The sequence below is a fragment of the Actinacidiphila bryophytorum genome (assembly GCF_016916835.1).
GTDB lineage: Bacteria > Actinomycetota > Actinomycetes > Streptomycetales > Streptomycetaceae > Actinacidiphila > Actinacidiphila bryophytorum.
On sequence record NZ_JAFFIX010000001.1, the window covers coordinates 438,798 to 459,138 of the forward strand.

Annotated in this window: 16 protein-coding genes; 8 read left to right on the top strand and 8 right to left on the bottom strand. The window is 70.0% G+C overall.

Features of this window, described 5'->3' with window-relative positions; genetic code table 11:
* Positions 1-185 precede the first annotated feature (185 nt).
* Positions 186-1,202, bottom strand: a complete 1,017-nt coding sequence (locus tag JT723_RS01825) for an Lrp/AsnC family transcriptional regulator (RefSeq protein ID WP_372441190.1) — start codon at positions 1,200-1,202, stop codon at positions 186-188.
* 130 nt (positions 1,203-1,332) lie between these two features.
* Here JT723_RS01825 and JT723_RS01830 point away from each other — a divergent pair, with 130 nt between their 5' ends.
* The 3 genes from JT723_RS01830 (at position 1,333) to JT723_RS01840 (ending at position 4,531) form a co-directional block, all read left to right on the top strand.
* The gene (locus JT723_RS01830) at positions 1,333-2,760 is read left to right on the top strand and encodes an MFS transporter (RefSeq protein ID WP_205042525.1); all 1,428 of its coding nucleotides are present in this window, start codon (positions 1,333-1,335) and stop codon (positions 2,758-2,760) included.
* Between the two features lie 105 nt (positions 2,761-2,865).
* Positions 2,866-3,414 (top strand): hypothetical protein, encoded by a 549-nt coding sequence (locus JT723_RS01835; protein WP_205042526.1) that lies wholly within the window; start codon positions 2,866-2,868, stop codon positions 3,412-3,414.
* 322 nt (positions 3,415-3,736) lie between these two features.
* On the top strand, positions 3,737-4,531 hold the full coding sequence (locus tag JT723_RS01840; protein ID WP_240164888.1) for a transglycosylase SLT domain-containing protein: 795 nt from the start codon (positions 3,737-3,739) through the stop codon (positions 4,529-4,531).
* Between the two features lie 63 nt (positions 4,532-4,594).
* Here the strand turns inward: JT723_RS01840 and JT723_RS01845 are convergent, their stop codons facing one another.
* The 3 genes from JT723_RS01845 to JT723_RS01855 are packed head-to-tail and all read right to left on the bottom strand — an operon-like array spanning position 4,595 to position 6,264.
* Positions 4,595-4,777, bottom strand: coding sequence for a hypothetical protein (locus tag JT723_RS01845; RefSeq protein ID WP_205042527.1), 183 nt, complete (start codon positions 4,775-4,777; stop codon positions 4,595-4,597).
* 56 nt (positions 4,778-4,833) lie between these two features.
* Positions 4,834-5,955 carry a hypothetical protein gene (locus JT723_RS01850; protein WP_205042528.1) on the bottom strand — a complete coding sequence of 374 codons (1,122 nt, stop codon included), beginning with the start codon at positions 5,953-5,955 and terminating at the stop codon, positions 4,834-4,836.
* An 18-nt stretch (positions 5,956-5,973) separates the two neighbouring features.
* Positions 5,974-6,264: a type VII secretion target gene (locus JT723_RS01855; RefSeq protein ID WP_205042529.1), complete on the bottom strand. Its 291-nt coding sequence runs from the start codon at positions 6,262-6,264 to the stop codon at positions 5,974-5,976.
* A 400-nt stretch (positions 6,265-6,664) separates the two neighbouring features.
* Here JT723_RS01855 and pglW point away from each other — a divergent pair, with 400 nt between their 5' ends.
* Positions 6,665-11,080, top strand: coding sequence for a BREX system serine/threonine kinase PglW (gene pglW / locus JT723_RS01860; protein ID WP_251512809.1), 4,416 nt, complete (start codon positions 6,665-6,667; stop codon positions 11,078-11,080).
* A gap of 26 nt (positions 11,081-11,106) precedes the next feature.
* Here the strand turns inward: pglW and JT723_RS01865 are convergent, their stop codons facing one another.
* Complete coding sequence (locus tag JT723_RS01865) at positions 11,107-11,691, bottom strand: PIN domain-containing protein (protein WP_205042531.1); 585 nt, start codon at positions 11,689-11,691, stop codon at positions 11,107-11,109.
* Positions 11,688-12,791, bottom strand: a complete 1,104-nt coding sequence (locus tag JT723_RS01870; protein ID WP_205042532.1) for a helix-turn-helix domain-containing protein — start codon at positions 12,789-12,791, stop codon at positions 11,688-11,690. Before JT723_RS01870 ends, JT723_RS01865 begins: the two co-directional genes overlap by 4 nt.
* Positions 12,792-13,004: 213 nt before the next feature.
* On the opposite strand from JT723_RS01870, the gene pglX reads away from it, so the two are divergent.
* Complete coding sequence (pglX, locus tag JT723_RS01875) at positions 13,005-16,730, top strand: BREX-2 system adenine-specific DNA-methyltransferase PglX (protein WP_205042533.1); 3,726 nt, start codon at positions 13,005-13,007, stop codon at positions 16,728-16,730.
* A 50-nt stretch (positions 16,731-16,780) separates the two neighbouring features.
* On the opposite strand, the gene JT723_RS01880 is transcribed toward pglX, so the two are convergent.
* Both JT723_RS01880 and JT723_RS01885 read right to left on the bottom strand, forming a co-directional pair.
* Positions 16,781-17,047: a DUF397 domain-containing protein gene (locus JT723_RS01880; protein WP_205042534.1), complete on the bottom strand. Its 267-nt coding sequence runs from the start codon at positions 17,045-17,047 to the stop codon at positions 16,781-16,783.
* Positions 17,044-17,865: a helix-turn-helix domain-containing protein gene (locus tag JT723_RS01885; protein ID WP_205042806.1), complete on the bottom strand. Its 822-nt coding sequence runs from the start codon at positions 17,863-17,865 to the stop codon at positions 17,044-17,046. Before JT723_RS01885 ends, JT723_RS01880 begins: the two co-directional genes overlap by 4 nt.
* Before the next feature lie 199 nt (positions 17,866-18,064).
* On the opposite strand from JT723_RS01885, the gene JT723_RS01890 reads away from it, so the two are divergent.
* The 3 genes from JT723_RS01890 to JT723_RS01900 all read left to right on the top strand — a co-directional run bounded on the left by JT723_RS01890 (position 18,065) and on the right by JT723_RS01900 (position 20,330).
* Positions 18,065-18,532: an ATP-binding protein gene (locus tag JT723_RS01890; RefSeq protein WP_205042535.1), complete on the top strand. Its 468-nt coding sequence runs from the start codon at positions 18,065-18,067 to the stop codon at positions 18,530-18,532.
* Between the two features lie 242 nt (positions 18,533-18,774).
* Positions 18,775-19,800 (top strand): hypothetical protein, encoded by a 1,026-nt coding sequence (locus JT723_RS01895; RefSeq protein ID WP_205042536.1) that lies wholly within the window; start codon positions 18,775-18,777, stop codon positions 19,798-19,800.
* Positions 19,801-19,913: 113 nt separating this feature from the next.
* Positions 19,914-20,330, top strand: a complete 417-nt coding sequence (locus JT723_RS01900) for a hypothetical protein (RefSeq protein WP_205042537.1) — start codon at positions 19,914-19,916, stop codon at positions 20,328-20,330.
* Positions 20,331-20,341 lie beyond the last annotated feature (11 nt).

A 20,341-nucleotide genomic window follows, 5' to 3' on the forward strand; every position in this document is an offset into this window, starting at 1 on the left:
CCGTTCGTGCTGGGCGCGCAGTTCCCCGCGCCCCTGATGGTTGCCCTCTTCCCGCAGAGGCGGGCGCCATCAGGCGGCGCCGTCTGCCTGCGAGGGCGAGCGATTTTGAGGGGCGCGGGGAACTGCGCGACAAGCCCCCGCCGGGGGGAGGTCCGGGTTCAGCGTTGCCCGGCAGGGCGGGCGGGTCAGACGCGGGCGGCACGCGCAGGGTCGAGGTAAGGGCTCGGACCCTTCAGGGTGCGGTGGATGGGCGCGGTCTCCATGCGGCGGACGCCGCGAATGGCCGCCACCGGCCCGGTGAGATACCGGTACAGCGCCCGAGCGTCACGGCACAGCAGCGACGCGTAGACGTTCGCCGTCCCCGTCGTGGCCGCGGCAAAGGCCACCTCCTCGTGTGCGGCGAGCGCGCTGCCCGCCGCCGCAAGCGCGGCCGGCTCGACTTCCAGGAGCAGCACCGCCCGCATGTCGGGCGTGAGGACCCCGGGTCCGAAGTCCAGGTCGTAGTAGAGCGCCCCGGCGGCCCGCAGCTCGGCCATGCGCCGCCGCACCGTCGTCTGCGACCAGCCGGTGACCGCGGCGAGTTCCGCCGCGGGGGTGCGCCCGTCCCGGGTGAGCGCGGCGAACAGCCGCCGGTCCTCGTCACCGAGCAGTACGGCACCGCCGTCGGCCGCGACGGGCGGCGGGCGCAGGGCGCGTACCTGCTCGGGCGCCAGCGGCCCGGTCCTGCTGAGGGGGCTGAGGTCGTGGCCGAAGAAGACGTGCAGCAGCGCGTGTGCGGTGACCTGCACGACCCGCGGTGTCGCGGGCAGCTTCTGCAGGAGCAGCGCGTCGGCGTCGGTGCCGGGCGTGGAGGCGTAGGTCAGGCAGCAGATCTCGGTGCCGCCGGAGAGCAGGCTGACCCAGCGGGTGTCGGTGCGCCGGGCGAGCGCCTCGCTGACGGAGCCGGCGGCGTCGGGGGTGCAGCGCACCCGGACGAACCACGGGGTGAGCCCGATCCGCAGCGGGTCGCTGAGCCCGAGCACCCGCAGCCCCGCGGAGGTGCGCAGCCGGGCGTAGCGGCGGGCGACGGTCTGGTCGGAGACGCCGAGCACCTCACCGATCCGCCGGAAGGGCGCCCGCCCGTCGAGTTGCAGCGCCTGGGCGACCTGCTGGTCGAGCAGGTCGAAAGAGGCCAGCGGCATCAGCAGTGCGTCGGATTCCACCCCACAAGGGTAGGCCGCGTCGGATTCCGCCGCCGAACCCCCATCCGCTGTGGGCGGGGGAATTCGTGCCGGAGTCTGGGACGGTCGCCGCGGCACCACAGGACCGCGCCGCACGAACGGAGTCCACCCGATGCGTAAATGGCTGTCCCTGGTGACGATCTGCCTGGGGGCCTTCATCCTCCTGGTCGACGTCACCATCGTGAACGTCGCCCTGCCCAGCATGGCGTCCGACCTGGACGCCCCCTTCTCCGCCCTTCAGTGGGTCGTCGACGGGTACGCCCTCGCGCTCGCCGCGCTGCTGATGGTCGCGGGCTCGCTCGGCGACCTGTTCGGCCACCGGCGCCTGTACGTCGCCGGCCTCACCGTCTTCGCCGCCGCCTCGCTGGGCGCGGCCCTGTCGCCGAACGCCGGCGTGCTGATCGCCGCGCGCGCGGTGCAGGGGGTCGGCGGGGCGGCGATGTTCGCCACCTCGGCCGCCCTGGTCGCCGCCACCTACCAGGGCCGGGACCGCGGGGTCGCCTTCGGCGTGTGGGGCGCGGTCAACGGCGCCGCCGCAGCCGCAGGCCCGATCCTGGGCGGCCTGCTCACCCAGGGCCTGGGCTGGCAGGCCATCTTCCTGGTCAACCTGCCCGTCGCGGCCGTCGCCGTCGTGATCGCCCTGCGCGCCCTGCCGCCCGCTGCCAGGCGCGGCACGGGCCGGCTGGACCTGCCGGGCGCCGCCACCTTCACGCTGGCCGCGGCGGCCCTGACGTACGCCCTGATCCGCGGCGGCGACGACGGGTGGAGCGACCCGCTGACGCTGGGTGCCTTCGCGGTGACCGCGGTCGCGGCGGTCGCCTTCATGCTGGTCGAGACCCGGTCCGACCACCCGATGATCGAGCCGGCGCTGCTGCGCCGCCCCGGTTTCAGCGGCCTGCTCGGCGGCGCGCTGCTCTACCAGGCCGCGGCCTTCAGCGGCCTGGTCTACTTCTCGCTGTGGCTGCAGGACGTCCTCGGCCTCAGCCCGATACGCGGCGGCCTCGCCCTGATGCCGATGGCCGGCACCGCCTTCGTCGTGGCGGCCGCCGCGGGCCGGCACATGCACCGCTTCCCCGCCCGCGTACCGATCGGCGGCGGCCTGTTCATCATCGGCCTGGGCTGCGCCCTGCTGGCCGTGACCGTCCACGCCTCCTCGGGCCAGGCCTCGGTCTTCGCGGGCCTTGCGGTGATCGGCGTCGGCGTCGGCCTGACCACGCCCGTCCTGGTCTCCGCGGCCGTCGACGCGGTGCCGCCGCACCGGGCGGGCATGGCGGGCGGCGCGGTCAACACGGCACGTCAGCTCGGGATGACCCTCGGTATCGCACTGTTCGGCGCGGTCTTCACCTCCCGGCTGCGTACGGTCACCGGCCATGGCGGAAGCCTGCACGCGGCCTACGCGTCGGGCCTGGACCGCATCTCGCTGTACGCGGCGGCTGCGGGCCTGGCGGGCGCGATCGCGGTCTTCGCGCTGGTCCGCCCCTCCCGCGGCGCCGACCCCGTAGCGGCCGGCACCCCGGCCCACGAGCCCGCGGCCCGCTGACCGCTTCCTCTATATAGGGGGCTCCCTCGGGGGCCGTGTATGGCGGGGGCTCTGTATATATACGGGCGCGCTCTCCCTACACTCGTGCCGTCTGGGGGGTGGGGCATGAAGCGACGTGGGGGGAGCGGTCCGGTATCTGGGCCGCTGGAGATCAAGGCCGGCGGGACGGGGTGGCAGCTGGTCTCCGTGCTGAGCAGTGCGGTCGGCGTGACGCGGCTGGCCCGCGAGCACAACCATGTCGCCGCCGTCGCCGGCTGGTGCCTGATGGGTCTGCTGCTGGCCGTGCTGCTGACCGCCGCCCGCATGGTGCGGCTGAAGGCCCAGGGCGCGCTGCTGCGGCTCGACGACGCCGGGATCACCGGCGCCGACGGACGCACGGCCGGTTGGGGCGAGATCGCCGAGGTCCGCGAGGTCAAGGGGAACGGCCTGGCCTTCCTCCCGGCGGCTCCGGCCGAGCTGCCCGTCTTCGCCCCGGTGCTCTTCCCCGCCAGTGCGCGGGGCGTGGCCCGCCGCAGGACCGAGCGCTTCGGCACCCCGCTGGTGCTCTTCCCCGTTGCCCTCGACGCCTCCAAGGAGGACATCGTCGCCGCGGTCCGCCGCTTCGGCGGCGGCATCCCGGTGACCGGCGCCGACGGCCAGACCCTCACGGCATAGCGAACCGCGGTCGTTTCGGACGTTCTTCCGTACTTCTGTCCCGATTCGACCCCGCAATTTCGGTGACCGGGGTCACATATTCTGCTCACACAAAGCGCCCCTTCATTCACGGCCTGTGCATGAAGGGGCGCCCCCTTGTGATCCCCTCGATAGGGCGTGGGTCACATACTAAGCAGCTTAGTGAATTTCCGCCCCCGTATTGCACGGGAGATCGCCGCCCGCCGCGGCCACTACGAATGCGTTCCGTAGACGGGGTCTTTGACCCGCAGAACCGCCACCTCTAACAATTCAGGGGTCCCGCTACGGAAGAGGTAAATCCCTAATGCAGCTCCCCACGATCCCGAAGAAGCTCCCGACGTTCGCGAAGTTCAACCAGATGTCGAAGAAGCACAAGATCACCGCAGCCGGCGCCGTCGCCGCAGCCGCGGTCGTGCTGACGGTCACCGGGCTGGAAGCGACCGCAGGAGCCGGTTCGGCGACCGCGGCGGGCGACCCCACCGGGTTCTCCGTCTCCGCCGGCAAGTCCGTCAAGGAACTGGACGCACAGACCGGCGTGGCGTCGCAGCACGTGATCCACGAGGCCGCCCAGCAGAAGGCCCAGAAGAAGACCGACCTGGCCGCTGCGGCGAAGAAGGCGGCCGCCGAGAAGGCGGCCAAGAAGAAGGCCGCTGCCGACGCCGCCAAGCGCGCGCAGCAGAAGTCCGCGGCCAACCGCTCCACCCACCGCGCGGCCGTCGCCCCCAAGCACACGGTCACGCACAAGGCCGCCGCTCCCAAGGTGGCCGTCAAGAAGTACGCGAACAACCTGGACGGCTGGATCAGGGAGTCGCTCGACATCATGCACAAGAAGGGAATTCCCGGTACCTACGAGGGAATTCACCGCAACATCATCCGCGAGTCCAGCGGTAACCCGAAGGCCATCAACCTGTGGGACATCAACGCCCGCAACGGCATTCCCTCGAAGGGTCTGCTGCAGGTCATCAACCCGACCTTCGACCGCTACCACGTGGCCGGTACGTCCCACAACATCTACGACCCGGTCGCCAACATCACCGCCGCCTGCAACTACGCGGCCGACCGCTACGGTTCGATGGACAACGTGAACTCGGCGTACTGATCGCCACCCCCGCGCGCTGAATGGGCGGCGCGGCCTGCGAAGGCCGCGCCGCCCTTTTCGGCGTCACGGCCGGCAGGTGCTCGAATCCGCCGAGCACAGCCACCCGTCGTTGCTCGGGTGGTCGACGTCGTGCAGCAGCCCGACCAGGCTCACCACGACGACCACGGTGAAGGCGACGCAGACCGCGAGGCCGCCCCACAGGGCGACCTTCCGCCACACCCGCCGCCGGGGCGGCGGTGCCTGCACCGGCGGCACCTCCGCCGACTCGGCACCCGCGGTGTGCCGCCCCGCATACCGCGGGCTCACAGCGTGGCCGCAATCGGATCCGAGGTCCCGCTGACGTCGAAGTCGCGGGCCTTGCCCGTGGTGTTCAGATGCGCGAGGTCGGCCTGCTCCAGGTTGATCTTGAGCGGCCCCCACCCCTGCGACTGCGTGGCGCGGTGCTCACTGGGCACCCCCCAGTCGTAGCGCTTCTTGATCTGCACCCGGTACACCACCTGGTCTCCCTGCTTCTCGCCGACCATCCGGTACTGGAAGTGGTTCAGCGAGTAGTACCAGTCCTGGTTCCCGCCGTCGGACAGTTTGGGCGCCGTCGTCTTCCAGGACGTCTCGAAGGGGCCGTCCGGCCGTTTGGCGACGTCCTGGGCGAGGGTGGTGTCCGCGTCCCGCTGGAACTGCGGGATGCCGTCGAGCAGCACCTGCGGGTCGATCTCGACCGGGTCGCCCGAGGCCCCCAGGTAGTGTTTGATCAGCCACGCTGTGTTGACCCACCCGCGCTTCGCCGCGAGCGCGCCGACGTTGTTGAGCTTGTTCCACGTCCTGCGGTCGGTGCCGTCGGGGTCGAGGATGTCGAACTGCCGGTTCTCGGACTCGAAGTTGTGCGGCGTACCGAAGATCACCTTGATGTTCTGGGCGATCCACTTGTCCTCGTCGGTGGCCTTGGCCAGCACCGCCCGCGCGCGCTTCCCGAGCGAGTCCGCCGTGCTCTGCCGCTGTGCGTGCCCCGCGGCGCTCTCCGGGATCTTCGGGTCGTACATGTCCACGAAGGTGACGCTGCCGTCGTCGTGGACCGTCATCTCGTTGTCGGCGACCTCGTCCCGCAGCCCCTGCGCCTGCACCTGGAGCTTGCGCAGACCGGTGAAGCCGCCGGCCGACTTCACCCCGTCGACCTCGTCGGTGAAGAAGGTCCGCAGGGCCTGCACCTCGGTGTCCAGGGCGTCCAGGTCCAGCTGGATGCGGTCGCAGAAGGACTGCGCCGCCTGCCCGGCCTTGCCCCGCCAGTGGTCCTGGTGCAGCGGGGTGACCACCTCGTCGTGGAAGTGGCCGCGGGCACTCCTGAGCCGCGCGTGGACGTCGCCCCAGCTCGCCACGAAGGCGTCGAGCCCGCGTACGTCCAGGTCGAGCAGCTGCGTGAAGGTCACCATCGTCCGCCCCCGGGGATGTCAGTGCCGGAAGTCGAGGTCGTCCCCGACCTCGGTGTCGGTGCCGTCGAAGGCGGCGGCGCTGTCGCGGAAGTTGCCGGCCGCCTCGGTGAGCCGCCCGGTGATCACGTCGTTCAGCGCCTCCCAGCGCGCGTGCATGTCCTGCAGGCTGCCCACGAAGGACCAGCCCGCGTCCTGCCGCGCGACCGCCCACCCGGCTTCCTCCGCCGCCCCCGTCGTGTTCCTGATACGGCGCGCGACGCCCTCGCACTCGCCGGCCAGCAGCCGCAGGTAGGACGAGGAGACCCCCACGTCCGGGTCCCCGCCCCAGACCGGCGGCGGCGCCACGGGCTTCGGCAGCGGCTCCGGATCAGGCAGGTGCGGCTTCGGCTCCTCCGGATCCACCGGCGGCCCCGAGGCCGCAGGATCCGGCCCGGAGGTCACGGAATAGGCCGACCGAGGATCGACAGGTTGAGTCAAGCTGTCCCCCCACCAAGAACACCCCGCTGTCAACCCGTCACTCTAGCCGCACCCGCCCCGCGGCACACCGCCGCAATTACGCCACAACGCGCCCGCCACGGCCGGCGGGACGCGCTTCGCGCACCTGGGGACCGTCCGGACAATCCGGGGCACCGGTGGAGCGTCACGCGATAGAGTCGCTCAGGAACTGAGGCGCTGCGTTCAGGCGATGAAACACCGCGGAGGTCGGACCGTGACGGCAGTGGGAAGGTCGTCGGGACCCAAACCCGGACCGCCGCCGGGGCCGAGGAACCAGTGGAATCAGGATCACCCCTCGCCGTACCCGTGGGAGCAGGACGCCCTCGACCACGTCCGTGCCCTGATGCCGCCGGCCGAGCCGTACCGCGCCTGGGCGACCTTCACCTTCACCGCACAGTCCGGCCGCATCAACGAGTGCGACCTTCTGATCGCCGTGCCCGCCGGCCTGTACCTCGTGGAGATCAAGAGCCACCCGGGCCGGCTGGAGAACACCGGATCGACGTGGAATTTCCACGGGCCCGACCGGATGCGGACGATCAAGAACCCGCTGCACTTCACGGACGCCAAGTCCAAGGACCTCAAGTCGCAGCTGCAGTGGGCGGGGCGCAGACTGGGCATCCGCGGTCCGCTGCCACGGATCGAGCCGGCCGTCTTCCTGTCGGCCACGGATCTCGACAGCAGGCTCGACGAGGTGCAGCGGCTGCGGGTTTTCGGCCGGGACGACGGAGCCAGCCGGCTGCCGCGGATCTGGCAGGACTTCCTTGGTCTGCCGCCCGAGCGGCCCGAGCGCCGGATCACCGCCGATTTCTCCCAGCGGGACCTGCCGCGGATGCTCAAGGAGATCGGTATCCGCCAGTCCACCGCCCACCTGCGGTTCGGGGACGCGTGGCGCATGCAGCCGCACCCCCTGGACATCGGCAGGTCGTGGGAGGACCGTCTGGCCAAGCGCGTGGACGGCCTGGTCCACGAGGAGGGCCGGGTACGGATCTACCTCGTGGGCCAGCAACCCACGGACGCCGCGAAGAAGGCCACTACGCGAGCCGCGACGCGCGAGTATCAGGTGCTGCAAGGCATCAACCACCGCGGTATCGCCGCGGCCGTGGAGATCCGCGAGCACCTCGCAGGCCCCGCCATCCTCTTCCGGCACCGTGGAACGGACCTTCGCCTCGATCAGTACCTCGACACCCACGGCGGCCACCTCACCCCCGAAATGCGCCTGGACCTGGTACGCCAGCTCGCCGAGGCCGTGCGCTACGCCCACAACCGCTCGCTTTTCCACAGGGCGCTGTCGGCCCGCTCGGTGTACGTCTCCTGCCGCCCCGACGGCTCGCGGCCGGAGCTGCGCATCACCGACTGGCAGACCGCGGCGCGGGACTTCGACACCAACGCCACTTTGCTCAGGTCGCTGGGGAATGAGTCGATCGACGGCGGTTTCATCGAGGACACCGCGCAGGTCTACCTGGCTCCCGAGTACGAGCAGCCGCACCCCGATCCGGTCGACCTCGACATCTTCGGCCTGGGCGCCGTCTCCTACCTGATCCTCACCGGCGAGCCGCCGGCCGCCGAGCGCAGCGCCCTGCGTGAGCGCCTGGCAGCGGATGCGGGGCTGCGCCTGATCGCGGTGGCCGACGGAGTGTCGGAGCAGCTGGACCAGCTGGTCTTCCAGGCCACGCAGGCCGACCCCGACCTGCGGCTGACCCCGGTGGACCGCTTCATCGAACTGCTCGACCGGGCCGAGGAGGAGAACACCGCCCCCGAGCCGTCCGCGGTCGTCGAGGTGGACCCGCTGACGGCGCAGCCCGGCCAGGCGCTGGACGGCGAGTGGTTCGTCCGCAAGACGCTGGGTACGGGGGCGACCGCGCGTGCTCTGCTTGTCGAGCGGATCGTGGAGGACGAAGAGGGCGAGACGCACGTCGAGGAGCGGGTGTTCAAGGTCGCCCTCGACCAGGAGAAGGCCGAGCGCCTGCGCGCCGAGGCGCGCGCGCTCGCGGAGGTGGGGGGCGGAAACGTCGTCCAGCTCCGTGGCACCCTGGAGATCGGCGGAAGGCCGCTGCTCGTCCTGGAGTACGCGGGCGAGCAGACGCTGGGTGCCCGGCTCCGCAGCAAGGGCAAGCTCAGTTACCACGAGCTGGAGCGCTACGGCAGCGACTTGTTCACCGCACTCGACCAACTGGCGGCCAAGGGCGTCAGGCACCGCGACATCAAGCCGGACAACCTCGGCCTGTACCGCCGCGAGGACCGCATCTGGCAGCTCAAACTCTTCGACTTCTCGCTGGCGGAGGTCTCCGACCAGGACGTGTCGGCAGGCACCCGCGGCTACCTCGACCCCTTCCTCGGCAGCGTGCGGCGCTCGCGATACGACGACTACGCCGAGCGGTATGCCACGGCGGTCACGCTGCACGAGATGGCGTCTGGTGAGAAGCCGCTGTGGGGCGGCGGGCACAGCGACCCGGTCGCCCATGAGGACGCCGAACTCACCATCGCCGACGAGCTCTTCGAGCCAGCCCTCGCCGACGGCCTGACGGCGTTCTTCCAGCGGGCTCTGCACCGCGACACCGAGCAGCGCTTCGACACCCTGCGGCAGATGCGGGACGCCTGGTACGAGGTCTTCCGGGCGGCGGACGCGCGGCGCCCGGTCACCACGCCGGACACCGTCGACACGGTCAGCGAGTCCGTGGACGCGGCAAGGGATGCGGCAGCCGAGGTCGCCACCCTGGAGACCCCCCTGGACGCTGCGGGCCTCAGCCCCCGGGCGGTGTCCGTCGCGGACGGTCTGGGAGCCACCGTCGTCCGCCAACTGATCGACATCCAGCCGTACATCATCAGCAAGGCCCGGGGTGCCGGCTCCCTGGTGCGCAAGGAGCTGAACCGGCGGCGCAAGCAGTGGGCGGCCGTGCTGCGCGACCAGCCCGTCCCGGCTGCGGTGCCGCCGGTCGCGGACGACCGGGAGGAGGTCTCCGGCAACGGGACGTCCGCGGCGGTCAAGCCCGCGTCGGTCGACGAGATGGCCGCCCGCCTCACCCCGCCGCGAGGACGGAAGAACTCGCACCGCTCGGAGGTCATCCGGCTGATACTCGGCCTGCCCTCCGTGACCGGCGACCCTTCGCCCCTCGGGCACTGGCCGATGCAGAAGCGCGTGGCCGACCGGATCGGCATCCAGCAGCAGCCGGTGTCGGACCACCACCGCAACGCCATCGCCGAGTGGCATGCGCTCGGCTGGCTCGCCGAGGTCCGCGCGTCGCTGGTGGAGATCGTCGAAGCCAACGGGCGCGTCATGACGGCGCAGGAACTCGCCGTCAAGGTGCGGATCAGGTACGGGGCCGACTCCAGCGACGAGCAGCAGGTCCTCGCGCACGCCGGTGCGGTCGTACGGGCTGCGGTCGAGGCGGAGATCTGGGAGGCGAAGGTCGGCGCCGGCTTGCACGAGCCCCGGCTGGCCTGGCACCGGCGGGAGGCGTCGGTACTGATCGCCGCGGAGTCGCTGCCCGGCACGGACGACCCGAGCCCGGCGGAGCTGGCCGACTATGCGGCGGCCCTTGGCCAGGTGGCAGAGGGCCTCGCCCACCAGGAGCCGCTGCCGGGCAGGTCTGCTGTCGTCAGCAGGCTGCGAGGGGTGTCCGCTCCCGCCGGGCTGGCGCCGCTGGCCGACACCCGCCTTGTCGAGCTGGCCGCCGCGGCTGCTGCCACGGCTGCGGCGAGCCCGCGTCTGGAGCTCTACCCGCGTGACCTGTCTCTGGAGCGTGCCCTGCGGATCTCCCAGGTCGCGGTGGGGGTCAGCCACAAGAACGGCATCACTCCCCATGAGCTGAACAGCCGGCTACGGGCGCGTTTCCCGGATCTCGGGCTGCTCACACCCGGGTCGGAGCCGACGCATGTGGAGCTGGGCGAAGCCCTGCGCGACGTGCGCTCGGCGCTGGTGTACGACCCTGAACGCAAGAGGTTCTTCCCGCCGGCGGTCGAGCAGGCGCTGACGTCCTGGACGTCCACGGGTACCAGCGTCGTCGGCAGTGCCGTCTCCGGCGTCGAGCAGGGCGAGGACCCGTTCGCCGGAACCGAGGCGCAGCTCGCCGCATCGATCCGCCGCGGGGGCTTCCTCGCCGTCACGTTGAAGGGCGTGCTCCTGCCGGGAGCCGCCCAGGCCATGGCGGCAAGGCACCCGGTGGAGCCGGTGGACGTCGGCAGCGCCTTCCTGGCGGAGTTCCGCCGCCTGGCGGAGGAGCGCAACCAGCCGTGGGAGAAGGTGCTCGGCATCGACGCGCGTTTCACGTCCACGGGCCGCATCTCACCCGGGCTTGCCACGTACGTCCGGGAAGTGTGGCGCAGGGTCGAGGCCCGGCTGCTCGCCCTGGCCGCCACTCCCCGTACCGTTCTCTTCCTGCACGACGCCGGCATGCTCGCCCGCTACTGGGACGAGGGAGGCCGCGACCTCCTCGTCGGCCTCCAGGCCGCCGCCCGCCGCCCCACGCAGGCCCCGCACGGCCTGTGGCTCCTCGCCCCGGTGGAGACCCGTAGCCAGGCCCCGAACCTGGACGGCCGCACGGTGGAGTGCATCGGTGGCGACGCGGAGCGGATCCACCTGGACTCGGAGTACGTCAAGGCGCTGCCGGCATCTGTCCGCTCGGCGGTGTGATGGGACGCCGTCCCGGCGCCGAGCGGTCAGAGCAGGCCGTTCTGCTTTGCCCAGACGACGAACTGGCCCTGCTTGCAGCCGCGCGGGTAGTACATCCCTGACGCGATCATCGCGTCCACGAGCGACGTGGCTGCATACTCCGTGGTGTGGCCGGCCCGCACCGAATCCGCGATCACGCGGAGCGAGCCCCACACCTCGACGCCGTTCCGCCTGCCGATGCGCCGGGCTTCGCTGTCGTCTATCACCGCGAGACCGCTGTGCAGGTCCGCCCAGGCAAGAACCGTGGCCTCACCGCCGTTGCGGTGGCCAGGAGCGACGCGTTCGGTCCACGTGACCAGCGTGAGGATCTCCGAGAGTGCGACGGACTCGTCGGGGTCGCTACCCAGGGCGACGACGTCGAGCCAACCGAGGCCGTCGGTGGGGAGCTTGTGGCGTTCCAACTCCCCACGGACCACGTCCGTCGTCACGTTCTTCCGCGGGAAAGTACCGCAGTTCTGTGCGATGTCGCCGAGTAAGTCGATCTTGTCCGCCTTGATGGCGTGGTGTAACGGCGATGCGTCCCAGACGAGCGGTGGGACGGATAAGTCGCCGACGTGCGAGGCCCCCGTCACGGCAGTGGCTCCTCCAGGTTCTGGCTCGGCAGTTCCTCTTCGGTGATCGCCCCGTAGAGCAACTCGACTGTCCGCGCCGCGTTGATGGCACCCTGGCCCCAGGCAGCCAGCGCTGCCTGCCGCCACCTCGCACCGGTTGTCCCGACCTCCAGATCGGCAACGGGAGTGCTGCCGTGTGCAGCCAGGAAGTCCCCTCTTTGCGGAGTGTGTGCCTTGTGTCGGCCCGCCTCCGCCTTGTCGACCAGTCCCAGCTCGCGCGCCCGGTGGACCACCGCGCTCCATGAGAGCCGATAGCCGGAGGCTAATGCGAGCAGAACTGCCCGTTGGTCCCTGTCGTCCCCAGCCTCTTCCCAGGCGTTGCTGACGTCGTCAGCGGGCAGGAGGAACTCTCCTGCGAAGCGGTCGATGCGCTCCTCCTGCTCATTGCGGCTTGCGGCTACGCCTGCATCGCTGTGGTAGGCGTCCTGGAGCAGGTGATGACCCAGCTCATGAGCGGCGGTCCAGCGTCGGCGGCCGGGATCCAGGGTGCCGCTGATCACTGCGACGCCGTAACCCTCGCAGAGCAGCGAGGCGCCTTCGGCGGCCTCGTCGACGACGGTCAGGTAGAGGCCGAGCCGTTCGACGACGTCGGCCAGCGGACCTAGCGGCCCTGATACCTGATGCAGACTCTTGCGGGCAGCCTTGGCCAGCGCCACAGGGTCCACTTCTGCCGTATCGCGTAGAAGAGACGGATCGACAGGAGGGGGAACGAGGTAACGGTTTTCGATGAGCCAGGAGGCAGCTCGAGCGTGCTCCTCCAGTCGGGCATCCAGGCGGTATCTCGCCTTGGACGCCTCGTCCGCCGTCTCTTCCAGCGCGGTGCGTCGCGCTATCAGCGCCTCAGGCGGGCGTGACACCAGGTGCGCCAGCGGGACTCCCAGTCTGTCGGCCAGCCGGAAAAGCTCCAGCGCGGTGATCCTGCGCTCGCCTGCCTCTATCCGCACGACTGCTGTCCGGTCCAGCTCCAGCTGCGATGCCAGCTCACCCTGGCTTAAGCCCGCAGCCAGACGTGCCTCGGCGATGCGCTCGCCAACTTCCGCCCAGCTCTCCACGGTCTCCATGTGTGCGATTCTCGCACAGCGTGTAGGCGGGCGTGTTCTATACGCGATTAACTCGGAGAGATTCTGCCCCTTGCTGCCACGTCCTGCGACGTTCTGGGATTGCCTACCGGGCCTGCGGGACGGTGACCGCGGAGTTCTCACGGCTGGCAGGATGGAGGCCGAAGCCTCCAGGTTTGGCACGCCATGGGGGCACCGGGATGTGCTGCGAGAGGGATGCGCGGAGTGACTACTGGTACGGGCGCAGGTACGGGCGCAGGTGTGGAGCGGGTGGGGCTGCTCAAGGACCTGAAGAAGCAGGTCAAGGCCCTGGAGGACGACCTCAGGGAGCGCAGTGACTCCGTCGATGCGTTCAGGACCCGGCTGGCAGCCGAGTACGCCCGCGCCCGTGAGGGCAAGCGGACCGCCGCGACGTACGGGGTCTGGCGCGACGAGCGCGTCACGCAGGCCGCAGCCGCATGGGCGCTCGGCTGCGTCTTCGTCCGCTTCTGCGAGGACAACCGCCTCATCGAGTGGCCCTTCCTCGCCGGCCCCGGCGACCGGCTGCGCGACGCCGAGGAACGCCACGAGGCCTTCTTCCGCGAGAACCCGCAGCTCAACAACCGCGACTGGCTCGAAGCCGCCTTCCACCACCTGGCCGCGGCCAACGAGACCGCGGCCGGCCTCTTCGACGAGGCCCACAACCCGCTGTGGGGCCTGACCCCGAGCTACGAGGCAGCGACGGAACTCCTCACCTTCTGGCGGCGCCGGGACGCGGACGGGGAGATCCTCTACGACTTCACCGACCCGTCGTGGGACACCCGTTTCCTGGGCGACCTGTACCAGGACCTCAGCGAGCATGCCCGGAAGACGTACGCGCTGCTCCAGACGCCGGAGTTCGTCGAGGAGTTCATCCTCGACCTGACGCTGGAACCCGCGATCGAGGAGTTCGGGCTGTCCCCGGAGGGCGGCCTGCGGACGATCGACCCGGCGTGCGGCTCCGGCCACTTCCTGCTGGGGATCTTCGCGCGGCTGGTGGAGAAGTGGCGTGCGGCGGAGCCGGGTACGGACGAGTGGGTCGTCATCCGGCGCGCGCTGGATTCCGTGCACGGCTGCGACAAGAACCCCTTCGCGGTGAGCATCGCCCGCTTCCGGTTGCTGGTTGCCGCGATGCGCGCGGCGGGCGCCACCTCCCTGGCGGGCGCGCCGAGCTTCCCGATCAACGTCGCGGTGGGGGACTCGCTGCTGCACGGGCGCGGGGCGGCGGGCATCCAGGCCGACCTGGACACGCTCTTCGCGGCGGAGGGCGCGGGGGGCGGCGAGGCGTTCCAGTACGTGACGGAGGACGTGGGGGAGTACGCGGGGCGCGTGGACCTGTTGGGGCGGGGGACGTACCACGTGGTGGTGGGGAATCCGCCGTACATCACGGTGAAGGACAAGCAGGAGAACGAGAACTACCGGGCGGCTTTCGACGCTTGCGCTGGCACGTACGCGCTTTCGGTGCCATTCGCGCAACGGCTGTTCGAGCTGGCGATAAAGGGCGCGGGCGGTAACGCGGGCGGCGGTGGGTACGTCGGCCAGATCACCGCGAACTCGTTCATGAAGCGGGAGTTCGGCAAGAAGCTGATCGAGGAGTTCTTCCGGCTGAAGGTCGAGCTGTCCCACGTGATCGACACGTCCGGTGCGTATATCCCGGGTCACGGGACGCCGACGGTCATCCTGGTGGGGCGGAACCGTACGCCGAGCCCTGAGCGAACGATTCGGGCGGTACTGGGTGTGCGGGGGGAGCCGTCGCAGCCTGAAAATGCTGCGGATGGGCTTGTTTGGAAGGCTATTTTGCGTCAGTATTGTGCACCGAATAGTGAGTCGAGTTGGGTTTCTGTTGAGGATGCTTCGGCGGAACGTTTTTCATCACATTCCTGGTCACTCAGTGGGGGAGAGTCGGCAAGTGTAAAGTCGAAGATCGACAGGGCTCCCGAGCTGCTCGGAGATAAGATTGAATCTCCAATCGGAAGGGCGATTAGGGCTGGTTCTGATGAAGCGTTCTCCCGACCCAGAAGGCGGGCGCTATACAAGGGGTCAGACGTCCGACTTTTGCGCCCGATTGTGCGTGGTGAAAATGTGCGTGACTGGGGACTCGTAGAACTTAACTTCACATGGTACCCATACGACACGCAGGGTGCTGTTCGTGATGACATCGCGGGAGAACTCTGGCCGCTAAGGACGCTTTTGGCAGCTCGTCGTACCTTTCAGGGTGTCATGAAGGATGCTGGCCGCGAGTGGTGGGAGTATATGCAGCATACGAAATCTGCTTACGATACTCCCCTCTCGATTACATTCGCTAATGTGGCCACTCACCTGCACTTTGTGCTTGATCGTGGCGGCAAGGTATTCGATGCTCATGCGCCAGTGATCAAGCTGCAGAAGGGTGCAAGCAATGACGAGCACCTGGAGTTGCTGGGGGTGCTCAACTCGTCGACGACCTGCTTCTGGTTGAAGCAGGTGAGCCAAGCCAAGGGCGGCACCGACAATTCCAGCGGCGGAGGCAACCGCTGGACGCCGGAGGCTTGGATCGATCGCTACGAGTTCACCGGGACCAAGCTTCAGGAGTTTCCGCTTCCCGAGCGGCTGCCGCTCGAACTAGGGCGGCAACTGGACGCGCTCGCACAGAAGATGGCGACCCACGAGCCCGCCATCGTGAGCGAGGGCACCCCTACGCGCGAGGCGCTGGACGTTGCGCGAGGTGAGCACGGCTGCGTGCGGCGGCAGATGGTTGCGCTGCAAGAAGAGCTGGACTGGCAGGTCTACGGGCTCTACGGCCTGCTCACGGAGGCGGAGACAGGCCGAGTCGTCGCGCCCACACCCGACGCGGCCAGCGTGCCGGAAGTGAAGCTCGGGGAGCGGGCCTTCGAGATCGTGCTCGCGCGGAAGGTGGCGCGGGGGGAGGCAGAGACCGCCTGGTTCGAGCGGCACGGGTCGACGCCCGTCACCGAGATCCCGGAGCGGTGGCCCGACTGGTACCGGGAGATCGTGCAGGCCCGAATCGACGTCATCGAGAGCCGCAAGGACATCGCCCTCATCGAGCGGCCGGAGTGCAAGCGGCGGTGGTCGTCCGAGCCGTGGGAGAAGAAGGAGAAGGCGGCCCTTCGCACCTGGTTGCTGGACAGGGCCGAGCGGCGGGACCTCTGGTACGGCCTGCGGGAGGGGATGGAGCAGCCCCGGACGCTGACCGTCAGCCAGCTCGCCGACGCTCTGCGGGACGACACCGACATCAACTCCGTCGCCCAGCTCTACGCCGCCGACCACATCGGCAAGCCGGACCTTCCCCTTGCCGCCGTGCTCGCGGACATCGGCGCGGACGAGCACGTGCCGTACCTCGCCGCCATGCGCTACAAGGACTCCGGCCTGCGGAACCGCGAGCAGTGGGAGGAGGTCTGGGAGTTGCAGCGCAAGGAGGACCTGACCGGGCAGCGCCTGGACATCGCGGTGCCGCCGAAGTACAGCAGCGCGGACTTCCAGAAGCATTCCTACTGGTCCCACCGTGGCAAGCTCGACGTCCCCAAGGAACGGTTCGTCTCGTACCCCGGGGCGAGTCCCGACGGGGACACCAGCCTGTTGCTCGGGTGGGCCGGGTGGGATCACAAGGACCAGGCCCAGGCGCTGTTCAACGTCATCGACGACCGGACCAAGCAGAGTGGCTGGGGGACGGAGCGGGTCACGCCGCTGCTGGCCGGGTTGCTTGAGGTCATGCCGTGGGTGAAGCAGTGGCATGGGGAGTACGACGCCGAGTGGGAAGGCGTGCCGGCCGACGAGTACCAGGCGTACTTCGACGAACTGTGCGGCAAGCACCAGGTGAGTGAGGCGGACCTGCGGGCCTGGCGGCCGGAGACGAAGACGCGGGGGCGGAAGGCGGCGGCGTCCAAAAAGGCCCCGGCCGAACAGGCGGCGCTGGACGTGGAGTAGACGAACCGGTGGCGGCCCTCGACGCGAGCGGGCCGCCACCGCGCGGGATGTCAGATGTACTCGGCCGCGTACGAGACGAAGGCCGCCCACTCGGCGGGACCGAACGCGAGCTGCGTGCCCTCGGGGTCCTTGGAGTCGCGTACGTGGACCGTGTCGGGGCAGGTGGCGACCTCGACACAGTCGGCGCTTTCGTTGCTGCTGTGACTGGACTTACGCCAGGCGATGGCTACTTCGACGCACTCAGCGCTTTCGTTGCTGCTGTAGCTGCTCTTGAACCAGTTCAGCTCGGCAGCGCTGCCAGTGGGCTCCGTCGTCATGTCTCTCCCAGGACCTTCTCGATGAACGTCAGGGACTCCCTCGGGGTGAGAGCCTGCGCTCGGATAATCCCATAGCGGGCCTCCAGCGTCCTGACCTCGTTCCTGTCAGTGATCAGACGGTCGAAGTTCTGCACCGAGATGTGGCCGAACGTCGGTCCGTTCTTCGCGTCCAGCAGGAGCAGTTGGCCGCCCATTCCCGCGTGGTCCTCGCGGTCCGTCGGCATCACCTGGATCTCCACGTTCCGCAGCCGGCCGACCTCCAGCAGCCGTTCGAGCTGCCCTCGCATGACCGCCCTTCCGCCCAGCGGGCGCCGCAACGTCACCTCCTCCTGGACGAAGCTCAGGATGGGCGCGGGCCAACGGCTGAAGATGGTCTGACGTGCCATTCGCGCGGCGACGTACCGCTCGATCGTCTCCTCGTCCAGCAATGGGCGGCGCATGTGGTACAGCGCACGCGTGTACTCCTCGGTCTGGAGCAAGCCGTGGATGTTGTGGTTGCCGTATGCGCCCATGGAAACAGCGTCGGCTTCCAGCTTGGCCAGATCGCGGACCTTGCGCGGGTATCGTGCCTGCTCCACGTCGTCCTTGAAGGCGCTCAGGAGGCCGCCCGCGTTCAGCACGTCGTCTGCTGCGTCGAGGAGCGTCGGCTTGGGTGCGCGGCGGCCCCGTTCGACCGAGGAGATGTGCTCCTCGCTGTAGCTGATGGCCTGGCCCAGTTCCGCCTGGGTCAACCCGGCCCGCTCGCGCCAGAGTTTGATCTGCCTGCCGACGGTCTTGAGGACGTCGCCCGCGCCGTCTTCCCAGTCCTGGTCGTCCATGTCGCTGGTCGTCTGCCCTGACACCGTCGTCACCGGGCTCACCTCCGCCGTTCGTGTGCGTACCGGACGGCGGCGTCCGCCGTCTCGCGGGAGTACGCACCGGACAGGGCCGGACGTACCGGGTCGGTTGCCGGACGGCTCATGTGCGTCCGGCGCTGCGTAGTTCTCAGCGTAGTAACGAACGGCGACGCTCTGTCACATGAACAGTGAAATCTCCACCCAGATCCCCACCCGAGACCCTGAGCTGGTGCTGCGGCTCTCTGCCACCCGGTGCGGGGCGCGGATCGCGCGCCACCTGGCGGTGCGTCAACTGCGCCAGTGGGGGCTGCCGTACGACGGCACGGTCGCGGAGGCCACCGCCGTGGTCGTCGCCGAACTCGCCGCCAACGCCGTCACCCACGGCCGCGTTCCCGGCCGGGACTTCGAACTCCGGCTGGTTCTCCGCCCGGAGGCGGTCCGCGTCGAGGTGAGTGACACCCGCGCTGAGCGGACGCCGCCCGCGCCCGGTGACCTCGCCGAGCCCACCGCCGACGCGGAGGCCGGCCGCGGGCTGCTGCTCGTACAGGCGCTGTCGAGGGCGTGGGGCGTGGCCCCGCGGTCCGTCGGCAAGACGGTGTGGGCCGACATCGCGCGACCCACCGCCCACGTCCCCGCCGGGGCGCGGTAAGCCACGCCCCGGTTCACCGTGCCCCGCCGGGCCGCGAGCCTTCTTGTAAGGACCGACGAAAGAAACGGAGAAAGTACCCACCCCGCCAGGCCGCTGCCCGCACTCACCCGAACGGGTGACGGGTGATCAGATCAGCGGTTCGGGTGAGGTACGGTCGGCGCTACAACAGCACACGAAATGGCCCCCGGCAGGACGGCAATCCTGGTCGAGGGCCTGACCACCAAGGAAGAAGTAGCTTCCCGATGGCTGACTCGCAGTCTAACGCGGCCCTGCCCGCGCCGCCCCTCCCCGAGGGTGCGCCACCCGCCGGAGTGATCCACGTACGGCACCGGCACGCCGACCGGTTCACGGTCGTCGGCAACCACCTCGCCCAGCACCCCCACCTCTCGGCGGTGGCGATCGGGCTTGCCGTGTACATCCAGTCGCTTCCCGACGGGGCGCCCGTGAGCGTGAAGGCGCTGGCCGCGCACTTTCCCGAGGGGGAGGTGACGATCCGCCGTGCGATGAACGAGCTCCAGGCGGCCGGTTACCTGGAGCGGCGGCGGGTGCCGCTGGGCGGCGGGCGGTTCGCGACGCGGGCCTTCGCGTACGACCGGCCCGTGAGCCCGGCGCCGACCGCGGGTCCGGGCCGCCGCGACGGGCGCGGCTCGCGCCCAGGACCCGGGCGGGGTTCCGACCCGGTGGCGCGGGGGCTTCGGAGCGGCCGTACGCACGGCGGGCGCCTCGGGAAGCCGAGGGCGGCTCTTGCGGGCGGACTTCCCACCTACCACGAGGCCGGTCCCACAGGACGCTCAGCTTCATGGCCCGCCCCGGCCGTACCGGCCGACAGCCCCGCCCATGCCGAGACCGGCGGTCCCGCCGCCTCGGCCCGTACGCGCCGGGCCGCGCCTGCCACTCTGCGCGCGACGGCCCCGACGTCGTCCGGCCCTGCCGCGGACGTCCTCGCCCGGCTGCGGCTGGCCGACCCCCGCCTGCTGCTGTCGGCCCGCGACATCGCCCACCTGGCGCCGAGCGTGGACGACTGGCTCGCCCGTGCGGTGACCCCGGCGCAGATCGCCCGCGTGCTCTCCACCGGCCTCCCGCAGATACCCGAGCCGATCCACCACCCCGCCCGCTTCCTCGAACACCGCCTCACCGCGCTGCTCCCGCCTCCGCTGCCACCCGAGGCCCCTCGCCCGGCGCCCCTGCGCACCTGCGACGGCTGTGAACGAGCCTTCCGCACTCACGACCCCGCCGCGCTCTGTGCCGACTGCCGCACGGGGCGCTGACGCTCGGCACGCTCTTCGCCCGAAGGGGATGACGTGCGGACCCGGTAATGACCCGATCACTCCATGTTGCTAGGTTCGTGTGACGGTCGTACTGCCGTTGGGGGGTGGCGGGTATGGGGTTCAGCCTTCGGGGAGCCGTCAACAAGATCGGTGACGGCGGCGAGAGGCCGACGGTGAATGAGATGACCGAGAACACGGCGAGTTGGCACCAGTGGCTGTCGGCGTACAGCCGTGTCTACGACCTCCTGCCGGAGACCTCGGACGAAGCATGCCCCAACTGCGGCGCCCGTAGTCCGAACCTCGCCTTTACCGGACTTCCCCGCGACCGTGTCGGTTACGCCTCCTTCTGGTGCGGCACCTGCATGTTCGGGATCCACCTTTCCCGAGTGCCTGTCCCCGACGACGTTCTGATGGATTCCGTCTATACCGCCCCATCCGAACGTCACGTGCAGATTCCCAATTACCGGGTGGTGCCGCAGGGCGTGGACGACGACGATGACGACGAGGACGTGGAGTCCTTCCAGTTCTGACCTCACCTCCG

Excerpts from the sequence above, each read along its gene's own strand:
- JT723_RS01830 (WP_205042525.1), top strand. The coding sequence starts at position 1,333 with ATGCGTAAATGGCTGTCCCTGGTGACGATCTGCCTGGGGGCCTTCATC.
- JT723_RS01835 (WP_205042526.1), top strand. The coding sequence starts at position 2,866 with ATGAAGCGACGTGGGGGGAGCGGTCCGGTATCTGGGCCGCTGGAGATC.
- JT723_RS01840 (WP_240164888.1), top strand. The coding sequence starts at position 3,737 with ATGCAGCTCCCCACGATCCCGAAGAAGCTCCCGACGTTCGCGAAGTTC.
- JT723_RS01850 (WP_205042528.1), bottom strand. The coding sequence starts at position 5,955 with ATGGTGACCTTCACGCAGCTGCTCGACCTGGACGTACGCGGGCTCGAC.
- JT723_RS01870 (WP_205042532.1), bottom strand. The coding sequence starts at position 12,791 with ATGGAGACCGTGGAGAGCTGGGCGGAAGTTGGCGAGCGCATCGCCGAG.
- pglX (WP_205042533.1), top strand. The coding sequence starts at position 13,005 with ATGCGCGGAGTGACTACTGGTACGGGCGCAGGTACGGGCGCAGGTGTG.
- JT723_RS01880 (WP_205042534.1), bottom strand. The coding sequence starts at position 17,047 with ATGACGACGGAGCCCACTGGCAGCGCTGCCGAGCTGAACTGGTTCAAG.
- JT723_RS01885 (WP_205042806.1), bottom strand. The coding sequence starts at position 17,865 with ATGGACGACCAGGACTGGGAAGACGGCGCGGGCGACGTCCTCAAGACC.
- JT723_RS01890 (WP_205042535.1), top strand. The coding sequence starts at position 18,065 with ATGAACAGTGAAATCTCCACCCAGATCCCCACCCGAGACCCTGAGCTG.
- JT723_RS01895 (WP_205042536.1), top strand. The coding sequence starts at position 18,775 with ATGGCTGACTCGCAGTCTAACGCGGCCCTGCCCGCGCCGCCCCTCCCC.
- JT723_RS01900 (WP_205042537.1), top strand. The coding sequence starts at position 19,914 with ATGGGGTTCAGCCTTCGGGGAGCCGTCAACAAGATCGGTGACGGCGGC.